This is a genomic window from Spirochaeta thermophila DSM 6192, assembly GCF_000147075.1.
Taxonomy (GTDB): domain Bacteria; phylum Spirochaetota; class Spirochaetia; order Winmispirales; family Winmispiraceae; genus Winmispira; species Winmispira thermophila_A.
The window spans coordinates 2,196,378-2,210,810 of sequence record NC_014484.1; the positions used below are offsets into that span (position 1 = coordinate 2,196,378).

Annotated in this window: 14 protein-coding genes; 10 read left to right on the top strand and 4 right to left on the bottom strand. The window is 65.6% G+C overall.

The features are described from left to right. The first annotated feature begins 102 nt into the window (after positions 1-102). Entirely contained in the window at positions 103-1,665 is a 1,563-nt protein-coding gene (locus STHERM_RS11920; RefSeq protein WP_013314772.1) for a hypothetical protein, read from the top strand. On the opposite strand, the gene STHERM_RS09990 is transcribed toward STHERM_RS11920, so the two are convergent. Then, positions 1,662-2,402 (bottom strand): biotin--[acetyl-CoA-carboxylase] ligase, encoded by a 741-nt coding sequence (locus tag STHERM_RS09990; protein ID WP_013314773.1) that lies wholly within the window; start codon positions 2,400-2,402, stop codon positions 1,662-1,664. The genes STHERM_RS11920 and STHERM_RS09990 overlap by 4 nt on opposite strands. A 279-nt stretch (positions 2,403-2,681) precedes the next feature. Here STHERM_RS09990 and zwf point away from each other — a divergent pair, with 279 nt between their 5' ends. From zwf to eno, 9 genes are all read left to right on the top strand, one after another. Beyond that, positions 2,682-4,160, top strand: coding sequence for a glucose-6-phosphate dehydrogenase (gene zwf / locus STHERM_RS09995; RefSeq protein ID WP_013314774.1), 1,479 nt, complete (start codon positions 2,682-2,684; stop codon positions 4,158-4,160). Next, entirely contained in the window at positions 4,145-5,059 is a 915-nt protein-coding gene (locus STHERM_RS10000) for a glucose-6-phosphate dehydrogenase assembly protein OpcA (RefSeq protein WP_041623591.1), read from the top strand. The genes zwf and STHERM_RS10000 overlap by 16 nt, the downstream gene beginning before the upstream one ends. A 163-nt stretch (positions 5,060-5,222) precedes the next feature. After that, positions 5,223-5,699 (top strand): arginine repressor, encoded by a 477-nt coding sequence (locus STHERM_RS10005; RefSeq protein ID WP_013314776.1) that lies wholly within the window; start codon positions 5,223-5,225, stop codon positions 5,697-5,699. After that, complete coding sequence (argC, locus tag STHERM_RS10010) at positions 5,700-6,737, top strand: N-acetyl-gamma-glutamyl-phosphate reductase (protein ID WP_013314777.1); 1,038 nt, start codon at positions 5,700-5,702, stop codon at positions 6,735-6,737. Between the two features lie 15 nt (positions 6,738-6,752). Beyond that, positions 6,753-7,532, top strand: coding sequence for an acetylglutamate kinase (gene argB, locus STHERM_RS10015; RefSeq protein WP_013314778.1), 780 nt, complete (start codon positions 6,753-6,755; stop codon positions 7,530-7,532). 10 nt (positions 7,533-7,542) lie between these two features. Beyond that, on the top strand, positions 7,543-8,742 hold the full coding sequence (locus STHERM_RS10020) for an aspartate aminotransferase family protein (RefSeq protein ID WP_013314779.1): 1,200 nt from the start codon (positions 7,543-7,545) through the stop codon (positions 8,740-8,742). Between the two features lie 10 nt (positions 8,743-8,752). Beyond that, positions 8,753-10,018, top strand: coding sequence for an argininosuccinate synthase (locus STHERM_RS10025; RefSeq protein ID WP_013314780.1), 1,266 nt, complete (start codon positions 8,753-8,755; stop codon positions 10,016-10,018). A 43-nt stretch (positions 10,019-10,061) separates the two neighbouring features. Then, a complete protein-coding gene (locus STHERM_RS10030) occupies positions 10,062-11,657 on the top strand; it encodes a glucose-6-phosphate isomerase (protein ID WP_013314781.1) in 1,596 nt (531 codons plus the stop codon). Positions 11,658-11,717: 60 nt separating this feature from the next. Continuing rightward, positions 11,718-13,019 carry a phosphopyruvate hydratase gene (eno, locus tag STHERM_RS10035; protein WP_041623593.1) on the top strand — a complete coding sequence of 434 codons (1,302 nt, stop codon included), beginning with the start codon at positions 11,718-11,720 and terminating at the stop codon, positions 13,017-13,019. An 88-nt stretch (positions 13,020-13,107) separates the two neighbouring features. On the opposite strand, the gene STHERM_RS10040 is transcribed toward eno, so the two are convergent. Genes STHERM_RS10040 through STHERM_RS10050 form a run of 3 tightly spaced genes read right to left on the bottom strand, consistent with a single transcriptional unit; the run spans position 13,108 to position 14,328 of the window. Further along, positions 13,108-13,380 carry an acylphosphatase gene (locus STHERM_RS10040; RefSeq protein ID WP_013314783.1) on the bottom strand — a complete coding sequence of 91 codons (273 nt, stop codon included), beginning with the start codon at positions 13,378-13,380 and terminating at the stop codon, positions 13,108-13,110. Further along, a complete protein-coding gene (locus tag STHERM_RS10045) occupies positions 13,377-13,736 on the bottom strand; it encodes a response regulator (RefSeq protein ID WP_013314784.1) in 360 nt (119 codons plus the stop codon). Before STHERM_RS10045 ends, STHERM_RS10040 begins: the two co-directional genes overlap by 4 nt. Continuing rightward, positions 13,729-14,328, bottom strand: coding sequence for a response regulator (locus tag STHERM_RS10050; protein ID WP_013314785.1), 600 nt, complete (start codon positions 14,326-14,328; stop codon positions 13,729-13,731). The genes STHERM_RS10045 and STHERM_RS10050 overlap by 8 nt, the downstream gene beginning before the upstream one ends. Positions 14,329-14,433 lie beyond the last annotated feature (105 nt).

Here is a 14,433-nt window from a genome sequence, read left to right on the forward strand (position 1 = left end):
TCTTTTGTCAGTAAATTAACAAGCTTTCCCTCAAACGGCAACTGGTTCCCGCAAAAAGGAGGCCCATTGCAGCGGGAAGGGTCCTGTGGTAATAAGGTAGGCATGAGAAAGATCCGGAACGCACGTTCCATCTTGTTCATCCCCGATCCTCCGGCCGATGCCGTGCCCCTTGGGGAACTGGAGGAGTTCCTGAGGACTCTCCCGGGGAAGGCCACGGCGACATGGAACATCCCCGTGTGCCCGTTTCTCGAAGATGAACAGTGGAGGCTGTTCCTCGAACAGAGGATGGCTCTGGGCGACGAGCTCGTGAGCATGGGCTACGCAGGGGTACCTCTCCACCTCCTCTCCCCACAGGAACAGGAGGACGAGCTCGCCTGGGCCCTCCACAATCCCTGGTGGAGCGGCACGTACGACCTCTGGCACATCACCCCCCGCGCCTACCACCATCCCGCCGGCACCCTCTCCCCCCTCCCCACCACCTTCCCCCTCACCCCCCTCACCACCTTCCTCTCCCCCTCCCGCCCCTTCCACGGCCGGCTCGCCTTCCCCCAGGGGGCGCTCCCCCTTATCCACCTCCCCTTCCTTCTCCTCTCCCCCTCACCCCTCCGCACCCTCACCCGCGCCCTCCTCTCCCCCGACCCCCTCGTCATCCTCATGACCCCCGGCCCCAACTTCGCCGCGCAGGCCGACCTCCTCCTCACCGCCCTCCTCGACCTCGACCGCAAGGGCCACACCTTCACCTTCGAAGCACTCCCCGATCCCCTTCCCCTCCCCCCCACCCCGCACCTCACCCCCCTCCTCGTGCCCCTGCCCTCGGTTCCCCACGCCGACCGCCTCCGCGCCATGGACGAGGACTCGGAGGAGCACACCCGCCTCCTCCTCCAGACCCTCTCCGCCTACCACCCCGCTCCCGCCGCCCCCCTCCCCCCCGCCGAGCGGACCCTCGGCGCCCACATGGAGGGCAGGGCCATCCTGTCGGACGAGGGGATACACGTGGAGTTCGAAGGCGGCCTCCCGGTACTCGTGGCCTCCGGTCCCGGCCCCGCCCATCGCCTCCCCGCCCCGCAGGTGGAACTCGCAGGCAGGAAGACCCGCATCGCCGTACAGAGCGCCTTCTCGCTCGAGGGCGAGCACGTACGAGGGCTCCGGACCCTCCTGTCCGCAGGCGGCACCACGCCCCTCGCCACCGCGGATTTCCTCCTGGTGGAAGGCTTCCCCCACCTCATCCTCGACCTCGCCCTCTTTCCCGAAGCCCTCGAAGCCCCCTGGATGAGCCGGCTCCACCCCCTCTCCCTCCCCCTCCCCTCCTCCCCCTCGCCGCCGAAACTCACCCTCTTCCAGCACACCCTGAAGAGCCCCGCCACCCTGGAGACCCCCTCCCTCCTCTGCGCCCCCACCGCCCTCCTCGTCCAGACTCCCGACTCCCACCTCCTCGTCCAGCCGCTCTCACCCTGGGCGCCCGTCCCCTGTCCCCTCCTCCTCCAGTCCTCGAGCCGGAGCCACACCCTCTCCCTCACCCCCCTCCCCATCCCCGGCCCGACATCACCCCGCACCCTTCCCACCCCCCTCCGCACCATCCTCCTCGTCTCCCCCACCCTCACCTCCCCCCTCCCCGCCGGGGACCTCCCGCCCCAGGTCCTCACCGCCCTCTTCCCCTCGGACTAGCCCCACTCCACCTCCCCGCTCACGAAGGCCCTGACCCCCGCCTCGGTACGGAGCAGGAGCTCTCCCGCTCCGCCCACCCCCTCCACCACCCCGCGGACCCTCACCCCCCGATCCGGATCCCCTTCCAGGAACACCACCTCCTCACCCCGCCTCCAGAGCCGGCGGTCCACCCCCTCACGCCACTCCCCATCCCCCAAGACCGCCTTCACCCCCTCCAGCACGCCCACCAGCACCTCCTCGAGATCGGCGCGACGGTGCCGCTCCCTGCGGATCGAGGTGGCCCGCCGCGAGAGCTCCCCGGGGAACGAACGCTGGTTCACATTGAGACCGATACCCACGAACACCGCCTCGTACTTGACCTCGCAGAGGATGCCGCAGATCTTCCGGTCTTTCACGAGCACGTCGTTGGGCCACTTCACCCGGGCGGGGAGATCCCAGACCTCCTCCAGGTACCGGGCCACACCGAGCCCCACCCGCACTGGGAGCGAGGGAAACGGCTCGGGCACGTCGTCCTTGCGGAGGAAGAAGGTGAAGAGGAGGTTCTCACCCGGTTCCGAGACCCACCGTCTCCCGGGGACCCGCCCCCTCCCCGCCACCTGGTGATCGGCCCAGACCACCGTGCCGGAGGGCAGGCTCTGGAGGTAGAGGTTCTTGGCATCCACCATGGTGGAGGTGGTCTCGTCCTTGTGAAAGATGGGGGATCCATGGAACGGGCTGGTTCTCTCTATGGGCAGCATGGAGACATTCTAGTACAGAACCGGTGTTTTGCACAGGAAAAAACAGCGCCCCGGAGGGCGTGGAACCGAGGCTCCCCTGCCGGGCGGAACCGTACGGGGGACCCCCCCGGTCCGCACGTGCGCTCCCTGCCCGTATGGGGCCGCACGTGGAACCCGGCCGCGGCCTCTCCGCCCCACCGCCTGCCGTGTTCCGGGTCTTCCGGCACCCGATGTATGACGACCTACCTCTTCCGCATCCCCAGGTATCCCGGCCGATACCTTTTTTGCTATATTATTCCCATGAGTCGCTCATCCCCCCTCGAGCTGGGGCTCTCGGTGAAGAAGGAGGCCCCGCCGTGTACCCTGGTGATCTTCGGCATCACCGGCAATCTGGCCCGGATCAAGCTCGTACCCGCCCTCTACGCCCTCCACGTGAAGGGATTCCTCCCCGAGATACGGATCGTGGGGTTCGCGAGAAGGCCGTGGGACGATGCAACGCTCAAGCGCACCATGGAGGAGGCCCTCAAGGGCCAGATCCTCTACCGTGAGGACAGGGCCGCCTCGTTCCTCACAACCATGACCTACCACCAGGCCACGTTCGACGATCCCGAGGGGTACCGCACCCTCGCCTCGCGTCTCCTGCCCGGGGGAGAGGTGATCTTCTACCTGGCCACCCCTCCCCAGAACTACCCCGAGATCATCGAGGGGCTCGGCGAGGCCGGGCTCGCCTCGTTCGAAGGGAGGCCGGTGCGCCTGGTGATAGAGAAACCCTTCGGGAGGGACCTCGAGTCGGCCGGGGAACTCAACCGGCTCATCCGGCGGTGGTTCGGCGAGGAGCAGATCTTCCGCATCGACCACTACCTGGGCAAGGAGACGGTGCAGAACCTGCTCTCCTTCAGGTTCGGCAACGGCATCTTCGAACCGGTGCTCAACAACCGGTACGTGGACCACGTCCAGATCACGGTCGCCGAGAAGATAGGGGTGGAGGGCAGGGCCAACTACTACGAGCAGTCGGGCGCCCTGCGCGACATGGTGCAGAACCACCTCCTGCAGATCCTCGCCCTCACCATGATGGAGCCGCCGCTCAGGTTCGAGGCCGAGGCCATACGGGACGAGAAGGTGAAGGTGCTGCGCGCCCTCGCCCCGCCGCAGCCGCGGGAGGTGGTGCGGGCCCAGTACACGGCCGGCGTGCTGGACGGGGCCTTCGTGCCCGGCTACCGGGAGGAGCCGGGGGTGGATCCCTCATCCACCACCGAGACCTTCGTGGCCCTCAGGACCGAGGTGCGCACCTGGCGGTGGACGGGTGTGCCGGTGTACCTGCGGACGGGCAAGCGGCTCGCGAGGAAGGTCTCGGAGGTCTCGATCCACTTCAAGCGGGTGCCGCACACCTTCTTCTGGGAGGCGCCGCTCGAACCCGGGGAGAACGTGCTCGTGGTACGGATCCAGCCGGACGAGGGGATGAGTCTCAGGGTGAACGTGAAGCGCCCGGGCTATCGTATGGACCTCCGGCCGGCGTGGCTCGAGTTCGACTACGAGCGGTCGTTCGCCGAGGACCTGCCCGAGGCCTACGAACGGCTCCTGCTCGATGCCCTCATAGGGGATGCGGTGCTCTACACCAGGGCGGACGAGGTGGAGGCCTCGTGGTCCTTCGTGGACGAGGTGCGACGAGGCTGGGAGGAGACCGGTGTTCCGATCCACGAGTACGCCCCGGGAAGCGCGGGTCCCCGAGAGGCGCGATACCTGCTTTCACGAGAGGGTCGACGATGGCGGATTCTGTGAGAGAACTCTTCGATCCCGAGACCATGGAGGCACGGCTCGCAGAGCTGCAGGCGGCGGCCTCGCCGGGGAAGCCCCGGGAGCTCCTGTTCACCCTCATCGTGGTGCACGACGAGGAGGGACGGGGGCAGGTGGAGCAGGCCCTGGACGGGCTCGTGGGGATGCGGGCAGCGCGGATCATACGGCTCGACCTCTCCCCCCACGGGCGCACGCGGATCTCGCTCTCGGCGCGGTGCAGCGTGGATGCGGCGAAGCGGGGGGTGTGCTTCCAGGAGGTGATCGTGGAGAACGGAACGGACGATGCAGGGTGTGCGCCGGGTACGTGGGGGGCGCTCGTGGTGCGCGATCTGCCGGTGGTGGCCTGGTGGGCGGCTCCCCTGGAGGGTCGGGAGGGGCTCCTGGACGTGCTCCTCGACCGGGTGGACAAGGTGCTCATCGACAGCGAGGCCCTGGAGCGACGGGGTGCAGGGCTGGAGGGGTTCATGGAGTGGCTCGGCCGCACGGTGCCCGAGGCGCGGGGGGTGCTCGCGGATATGGCGTGGGCACGGTACCGGCCGGTACGGGCGCAGGTGGCGCGGGCCTGCGGGGAACGGTGGCGGGTGTGGAGGGAGGAGGGCGTCCGGCTGCGCGTGGCGGCGCCAAGCGAGGCGGGAGCGCGGCTCCTCGCGGGGTGGGTGTGCAGCAGGCTGGGATGGGGGGGGAGGGAGCCGGGGGTGGCACTGGAGTGGGAAGGGGGTGCGGAGGAGGTGCGGGTGGCGTGGGAGGGGCGAGGAGGGGGGCGCGAGGAGGTGCGGGCGGGGGCGGCCGACCTGCCGGAGGACGCGGCGATACTGGCCGAGGAGTGCGAGAACCCGGTGAGCGACCCGCTCTACCGGGAGGCGCTGCGGTGCGCGGGGGTGTAGGCGCGCGAGCTCCCCATCGGGGTCCCCTTCGGGCGCACGAGTTCTCGAATAATCCTGCGTAGTACGCCCTCACCCCCTTGCAGAAGGGGCTTGTCTTCTGTATTTTTATTCATTATTCTCGGCATCCGTGACCGTGAGAGAGCATAAATATACAGGAGACGGTGTGAAAGGCAGGGAAGAGCGGCTCAAACTCATCAGGCAGATCATCCGATCGTCGCGGGTCCGCAGCCAGGAGGAACTCCTCGAGCGGCTGGCCGCCTACGGGCACAGGATCACCCAGGCAACGCTCTCTCGCGACCTCAAGTTGCTCAAGGTGGGAAAGGTGGCCGAGGGAGAGAACGGATACTACTACATCCTCCCCGGAGAGAACGAGGCCGAGGGAGAGGTGGGCAACAACTTCGTCCAGGACTTCATCCGGGGCTTCAGGTCGCTCGAGTTCTCTGGGAATCTCGTGGTCATACGCACCCTGCCGGGGCACGCGAACAGCGTGGCCTTCGCCCTCGACACCTTCCAGATCCCGACCCTGCTCGGCACCGTGGCGGGGGACGATACCATCATCGCGGTGCTGAAGGAGGGGACCTCACGGAACACCTTCCTCGAGTCCCTCTCCCGTTACATCCCATCCTTCAGAGGAGCATAGATGCGCATAGCTGTTCTCGGAGCCACAGGCTACACCGGGATGGTGCTGATGAGACTCCTCTCCCGCCACCCCCGGGTGAGTGAGATCGTGCCTGTCTCGAGCTCGAAAGCGGACAGCCCGGTGGCCGAAGTCGACCGGGGCCTGGGCGGGGCTGCATACACCCGGCTCTCACTCACAGACGGCAGGTACGTCTCCCTCGAAGAGGCCGAGGCCCTCTCCCCCGAGGTGGTCTTCTCCTGTCTCCCCCACCTCGCCTCGGCACAGGCCTGTGCCACCTTCGTGGGGAAGGCCCTGGTCATCGACCTGTCCGCCGACTTCCGGTTGAAAGACCCCCACCTCTTCAAGGCCACCTATGGCGGGGAGCATCCGGCGCCCCACCTGCTTCCCCGTGCGGTCTACGGGCTCGCGGAGTGGAACCACGAGAAGATCGCCCAGGCGGACCTGGTGGCGAATCCGGGCTGCTATCCCACCGCCACCCTCCTCCCCCTCCTCCCCCTCGTGAAGGAAGGGCTGGTCCGCGACACCGTGACGGTGAACGCCCTCTCGGGTATCTCAGGGGCGGGGAGGAAGCTCGCAGATACGTACCTGTTCACCGAGCGTACCGAAAACATGACCCCCTACCTTCCCGGCAGGAGCCACAGGCACCTCCCCGAGATGGAGCAGGAGGTGGGCGCCGTCTCGTCCCGGGTGCGTCTCCTGTTCACCCCGCACCTCGTCCCGCTCAAGCAGGGTATGCTCGTCACCACGGTCTGCACCCTCACCCGCGAGGTCTCCGACGAGGAGCTGCGCGCATGCTACCAGGCGTACTACGGTTCACGCCCCTGGGTACGCATCATCCATCCCTCGCTTCCCGAGACGAGGTGGGTGCGCGGGACCAACCGGTGCGACGTGAGCTGGAAGCGGGAGGGTGGGCATCTCCTCCTCTTCTCGGCGGTCGACAACCTCGTGAAGGGGGCCTCGGGCCAGGCCGTGCAGAACATGAACATCCGCCTCGGGTTCCCCGAAACCGAGGGGCTGCCCGACGCAGGCGAGATATAGGAGGCTATACATCCCATGGACGAAGACGAGACCCACACCATCGTCGTCAAGATAGGCGGCCGTGCGGTGGAGGACGAAGCGTCCCTCCACCGGTTCCTCGAAGAGCTCTCCGGATTCCTGAGACTCGGCGGCAACGGGGTGCTGGTGCACGGCGGGGGGGCGGAGGTCTCCCGGATCAGCAGGCTGTTGGGTATAGAGCCGGTCTTCCGCGACGGCCTGCGCATCACCAGGCCGGAGGAGATCCCGATCCTGGAGATGGTCCTCGCAGGCAGGATGAACAAGTCCCTCGTGCGGGCCGCCCATGCGGCCGGCATCAGGGCAGTGGGGCTCTCGGGTGCGGACGGCCCCATCCTCGTAGGCGAAGCGATCTCCGACGGGACGCGCACCGGGAGGGTGGTCTCCACCGATCCCTCGCTCCTCTCCCTCCTCATGGCCGCAGGGTACGTTCCCGTTCTCGCATCCACCACCATGGACTCCTCGGGAGAGGGTCTCAACATCAATGCCGATGAAGCCGCCCTCGCGGTGGCAGAGGCGCTGAAGGCCGACGCACTGATCTTCCTCTCCGACATACCGGGGATCCTCTCGGGGGGAGAGGTGCTCTCCTCTCTCACCCCGCACGAGGCCGAAGCGGCGATCGCCCACGGGGTGATCCAGGGCGGCATGATCCCCAAGGTGCGCTCGTCGCTCAAGGCCCTGGGAGCGGGCGTGGGGCACATCGTGATCGGGCAGTACACCGGCGAAGGGGACCTCCGCCGCCTCCTCGAGGGCAAGACAGGCACCACACTCCACACGTAAGGGGTTTACCATGAAGCTCAAAGACCAGTTCGCCACGAATACCGCACTCCCCCGTCAGTACGGGACCGAGTTCCTCGTGCTCGAGCGGGGCGAGGGAGTGTATCTCTACGACATCGCGGGCAACCGGTACCTGGACTTCACCGCCGGGATCGCGGTGAACGCCCTGGGCTACGGCGACCCGGAGATCTCCCGCATCATGGCCGAACAGGCGGAGAAGCTCATCCACGTCTCCAACCTCTTCTCCGCCATGCCCACACTCACCCTCGCAGAGCGGCTCTGCGCCTCGGGCGGATTCGCGGCCGCGCACCTGTGCAACAGCGGCACCGAGGCCAACGAGGCGGCCCTCAAGTACGCTCGCCTCTATGCGAGGGCCGCCAAGGGGGAGCACGCCGTCCGGTTTCTCTGCTTCACCCACGGGTTCCACGGCAGGACCATGGGGAGCCTCTCGGTCACCCCTACCCCGGCCTATCAGGAGAAGTTCCTCCCCCTCGTGCCGGGGGTGGTGAGCGCACCCTACAACGACGTGGAGGCCCTCGAGGCCCTTCTCGACGAACGGTACGCGGCCGTGATCGTGGAGCCGGTGCAGGGAGAGGGGGGCCTGGAGGTGATGAGCCGTGAGTTCGCCGAGGTCCTCAACCGGCTCTGCAGGAAGTACGACGTGCTCCTCATCGCCGACGAGGTGCAGACGGGGCTGGGCCGCACGGGCTACCTCTACGGGTCCGAGGCGGTGGGGCTCGAGCCGGACATCATCACCCTCGCCAAGCCACTGGGAGGGGGGCTCCCACTCGGTGCCACGCTCATCCCCGAGCGGGTGAACAACCTCCTGTCCGTGGGCGACCATGGGAGCACCTTCGGCGGCGGACCGCTCGCGTGCGCGGTGGGGCTCCACGTCTGGGAGACCGTCTCCCGGCCGGAGTTCCTCGCAGAGGTGCGGGAGAAGGGCGAGTTCCTCGCCCGAAAGCTCGAGGCCATGGTGGAGACCTTCCCCTTCGTGCTCAGGCGCAAGGGCCTCGGACTCCTTCAGGGGCTCGAGCTCTCCGAGAAGGTACCGGTGAAGGAGGTGATCGCCCGCGCGCGGGAGAAGGGGCTCCTCGTGCTCAGGAGCGGGAGGAACGTGGTCCGCCTCGCCCCGCCCCTGGTGGTGAGCCGTGAGGAACTCGAGGAAGGCTGCGCCATCCTCGAAGCCATATTCGCAGAGGACGTTTCATAAGGAGTGAGACATGAAGGAGATCAAGAAGATCGTGCTCGCCTACTCGGGAGGGCTCGACACCTCCATCATCATCCCCTGGCTCAAGGAGCAGTACCCCGGCTGCGAGGTGGTGGCCGTGTGTACCGACGTGGGCCAGAAGGAGGACTGGGAGGCCCTCAAGGAGAAGGCCCTCGCTTCGGGGGCCTCGAAGATCTACGTGCTCGACGTGAAAGAGGAGCTGGTTCGGGACTATATCTTCCCCATGCTCCGGGCCGGCGCCATCTACGAGGGGAAGTACCTCCTCGGGACCTCGATCGCCCGTCCCCTCCAGGCCAAGAAGCAGGTGGAGATCGCCCTCAAGGAAGGTGCCGACGCCGTGGCCCACGGCTGTACGGGCAAGGGCAACGACCAGGTGCGCTTCGAACTCACCTACAAGGCCCTCGCACCCCATCTCGAGATCATCGCGCCCTGGCGGATGTGGGATATCCGCTCGCGGGAGCAGGCCATCGAGTACGCACAGAAGCACGGCATCCCCCTGGGCACCATCTCGAAAAAGAATATCTACTCCCGCGACTGGAACATCTGGCACATAAGCCACGAGGGAGGTGTCCTCGAGGACCTCTGGAACAGGCCCGAGGAGGAGATGTTCATGCTCAGCCGGTCCCCCAAGGACGCCCCCGACAAGGAGGAGGAGATCACGGTGGAATTCGAACAGGGCATCCCCGTGGCCCTCGACGGCGAGCGGCTCGGTCCGGTGGAGCTCCTCACCCGGCTCAACGAGGTGGGAGGCACGCACGGCATAGGGAGGGCCGACGTGGTGGAGACCCGCGTGGTGGGGATGAAGAGCAGAGGCGTCTACGAGACCCCGGGCGGTACCATCCTCTTCACGGCCCTGCGGGAGCTCGAGATGATCACCCTGGACGCCGAGACCCTGAGCCTCAAGCGCCAACTCGCCGCCAGGTATGCGGAACTCGTGTACCAGGGCAAGTGGTTCACCCTCCAGAGGGAGGCCCTCGACGCCTTTATGAAGAGCGTGGCCCGGTTCCTCACAGGGAAGATCAGGCTCGCCCTCTACAAGGGTAACATCATCGTCTGCGGGAGATCCTCGGAGTACTCGCTCTATCTCCAGGACCTCGCCTCTTTCGGCGAGAGCAGCTATGATCACCGCGACGCCACCGGGTTCATCAAGCTCTACGGCCTCCCTGTAGGGGTCAGCGCCATGGTCCAGAAGAAGCTCGAGGCAGAAGGCGGGCCGGCCGAGGAGATGAAGGAGATGGCCCGCTTCTCCGAGAAGTGAACGGGGATCCTCGACCACACCACACATGACACAAGGAGGATGCATGGGATCGATTTCCTACAGGAACCTCGACCAGTGTGAGAGCTTTCACGCCCTCCTCAAGGAGAAGGGAGGAGTATCGCTCAGAGAGGTGCTCACACCCGAGCGGGTGGGTTCGTACCAGGTCCCCGGGGGTGGAGGCCTCCTCTACAACTACGCGGCAAAGGCGGTGGACGAGCGCATCCTCTCCCTCCTCTCCGACCTCGCGAAGGAGCAGCAGATCCTCGAGAAGTATCGGGCCCTGCTCGCAGGCGAGGTGATGAACACCGGAGAGAAGCGGAAGGTCCTCCACCACCTCCAGCGGGGCGAGCTCGCAGGCCCTGTGGTCCACGAAGGGGTGAACCTGAGGGAGTTCTACGTGGAGCAACACGAGAAGGCCTTCGAGTTCGCGCGCAAGGTCCACGAGGGCACGGTGCGAGGCCCCTCGGGCGCACCCTTCACCACCGTGGTCCAGATAGGGATAGGGGGCTCCGACCTCGGCCCGCGCGCCCTCTACTATGCCCTCGAGGGGTATGTGCGGGCGACGAAGGGGGCCCTCCCCATGGAGGCGCGCTTCATCTCCAACGTGGATCCAGACGATGCGGCCGCGGTCCTCTCCTCGATCGACCCTGCGCGCACCCTCTTCATCCTGGTCTCCAAGAGCGGGACCACGCAGGAGACCCTCACCAATGCGGCCCTCGTCTCCTCTTTCCTCCGGGAGAAGGGGATCACTGAGCCGAAACAACAGATGCTCGTGGTCACGAGCAAGACGAGCCCCCTCGCACAGGATCCCGACTACCTCGCGGGGTTCTACATCGACGACTTCATCGGCGGCCGCTACTCGGCCACGAGCCCGGTGGGGGGAGTCGTTCTCTCGCTCGCCCTGGGGCCGGAGGTCTTCGAGGAGCTCCTCGCAGGGGCACACGAGGCGGACCGGGCGGCCCTCGAGCCCGATCCGCTCAAGAATGCGGCCATGCTCGACGCCCTCATCGGGGTGTACGAACGGAACGTGCTGGGCTATCCCGCGACGGCCATCCTCCCCTACAGCCAGGCGCTCCACCGGTTCCCGGCCCACCTCCAGCAGCTCGACATGGAGAGCAACGGGAAGCGGGTGAACCGATATGGGGAGCCCGTCGCCTATCCTACCGGGCCCATCATCTTCGGTGAGCCCGGCACGAACGGCCAGCATTCCTTCTACCAGCTCCTCCATCAGGGGACCGACATCGTGCCCCTCCAGTTCATAGGCTTCGTCGAAGGCCAGACGGGCTTCGACAGAGAGATCGACGGCTCCACCAGTCAGCAGAAGCTCAACGCCAACCTCGCGGCCCAGATCGTGGCCTTCGCCAAGGGCAAGGACGCCGAGGACCAGAACACACACTTCCCCGGCGACCGTCCCTCGAGCCTGCTCTACGGTGAGCGGCTCACTCCCCGGACCGCGGGGGCCCTCCTCGCACACTACGAGAACAAGGTGATGTTCCAGGGATTCCTGTGGAACATCAACAGCTTCGATCAGGAGGGGGTGCAGCTCGGGAAGGTGCTCACCAAAGAGGTGCTCGCAGGCAGTCCGACCGACCCGGCCCTCACGGCATACGCCCGGATCCTGGGGGTACGCCGATCTTGACACCCCCCCCGTGCTCGGGTACGGTGAGGGAGAATCCTCTATCGAGAAAGGAGAAGGACTATGAGCATGATAGAATACGTAGAGGCGCGTGAAATCCTCGACTCCCGTGGCAACCCCACGGTGGAAGTGGACGTGGTGCTCGAAGACGGGTCCATGGGCCGCGCAGCCGTGCCCTCGGGGGCCTCAACCGGGGTACACGAAGCGGTGGAGCTCCGGGATGGGGACAAGAAGCGGTACATGGGTAAGGGTGTACTCAAGGCGGTGGAGAACGTGAACAACATCATCGCCCCCGAGATCGAAGGGCTCGACGCCCTCGACCAGGTGGACATCGACCGCACGCTCATCGAGCTCGACGGCACCGAGAACAAGGGCAAGCTCGGGGCAAACGCCATCCTGGGCGTCTCCATGGCCGTGGCGAGGGCGGCCGCCGACTTCCTGGGGATTCCGCTCTTCCGCTACCTCGGGGCCTACAAGGCCAACGTCCTCCCGGTTCCCATGGCCAACATCCTCAACGGCGGGGCCCATGCCGACAACTCGGTGGACTTCCAGGAGTTCATGGTGATGCCCGTGGGCGCCCCCTCGTTCAAGGAGGGCCTGCGGATGATCACCGAGGTCTTCCACACCCTCAAGGGGATCCTCAAGGAGAACGGCTACTCCACCACGGTGGGCGACGAGGGCGGCTTTGCCCCCAACCTCAAGTCCAACGAGGAGGCGGTGGAGCTCATCCTCAAGAGCATAGAGAAGGCGGGCTACACCCCCGGGGATGACGTGATGATCGCCCTCGATCCTGCCACGAGCGAGCTCTACGACCCGGAGAAGAAGAAGTACGTGCTCAAGAAGTCCACGGGCCAGGAGCTCACCTCCGAACAGATGGCCGATCTGTGGGAATCCTGGGTGAAGAAGTACCCCATCATCTCCATCGAGGACGGCATGGCCGAGGACGACTGGGAGGGATGGAAGATCCTCACCGACAGGATCGGCGACAGGGTCCAGCTCGTGGGGGATGACCTCTTCGTCACCAACAGCACGCGTCTCGCCCAGGGGATCGAGAAGGGCGTGGCGAACGCCATCCTCATCAAGGTGAACCAGATCGGGACGCTCACCGAGACCTTCGAGGCCGTGGAGATGGCGAAGACCGCCGGTTACACCGCCATCGTCTCCCACCGGAGCGGTGAGACCGAGGACAACTTCATCGCCGATCTGGTGGTGGCCCTTGGCACCGGTCAGATAAAGACCGGGTCCTTGAGCCGTTCCGACAGGCTCAGCAAGTACAACCAGCTCCTCAGGATCGAGGAGCTCCTGGGGGATACGGCCGAGTATCCCGGAAAGAAGGCCTTCTACTCCATCCGGAAGAGAGGCTGATCAAGAAACCTGCAACGATGCGATGAGAGGGGCCTGCCGGTGCAGGCCCCTCTTTTTTGACGATGGGTCGCCTGGGATGGTGGACTCTTCAGTACCTGATCATGAACTCGTGGTGGTGTCCGGTGGGTTCCATGGGATGGATGTCTACCTTGAGCACCTGGGCGTAGAGCGGCCCCTTGTGGAGCCACCGGGCGAGTTCCTCCAGGGCCGCCTCGGGCCCTTCGGCGTACACCTCCACCGCGCCGTCGGGGGTGTTCCTCACCCATCCCACCAGGCCGAGGGCACGTGCTTTCTGCAGGCACGCGTACCTGAAACCCACACCCTGTACGCGCCCTTCCACTCGTGCGAAAAAGGCCTTCATTTCCCCAGACACTCCGACACCTTCCTCAATATCTCCTCGTAATCAAAGGGTTTGTAGATGAGAGGAAAGGGTATCTCGAATCCGGGCTCGAGGAATCCGCTTATGACGATGACGGGCAGGTGCCCGCAGAACTTCTTGAGGAATCTGATCCAGTAGTCCCCGCCGAGCCCGGAGAGCCGGTAGTCGGTGACGATACACTGGATGTCATGGTCGATGAGGATCCTGAGGGCACCGAGACCGTCGGAGGCCACGTGGACGTGGAAACGTCCGTCTTTGGAGAGGAAGTCCCTGAGGCTGAGGCGTATGGCGTCGTCGTCTTCCACAAGGAGTATGTGGGGGAGGTCTTTCTCACTCATTGTCGAACACCTTCCGTATCTCCGAAGCGAGGGCTTCGAACTCGAAGGGCTTCCTGAAGAAGGCGTCGGCACCTTCGAGAAGGATCTGCTGTTTCTCTCGGTCCCCCTCCAGCCCTGTGATGGCGAATACCACGGGAGCCCCCCAGGCGGATTCCTCCTTGATGCGGCGACACAGCTCGTGGCCGTTGATACCGGGAAGATCGAGGTCGAGGAGCACGAGGTCGGGACGTTCGCGGGCGAGGAGCATGCCCGCCTCGAAGCCGTCGAAGGCCTGGAGTATGGTGTAGCCCGGGAACTGTTTCTCGAGATATCGGCGCAGGAGGTTGTTGAGCTGGCGGTCGTCGTCGATGATGAGGATGCTGCCGGCGTTGAGATCCGCGAGCTCCTGGAGTTCGAGGGGGATCTTCATGCCGCGCTTCTCGAGGAAGTGGAGGAGGTCTTCGAGATACACGCGGTAGTGTCCTCCGGGGGTGGTGAAGCCCTTGAGGTGTCCCTGCTTGATCCAGTTGATGGCGGTCTGGTTGACCACACCGCAGATGTTGGCCACCTCGAGCGCCGAGAAGGTACGCACTTTCATCTTTCTCTGCGCCATCCGAGAGCTCCCGACGTACAAGCCATACTTTTTCTCTTATTCGCTATGATTATATTCATAGGATAAGTGTATTATATCCAAAATCCCCGAAAAGTCAATTGAAAT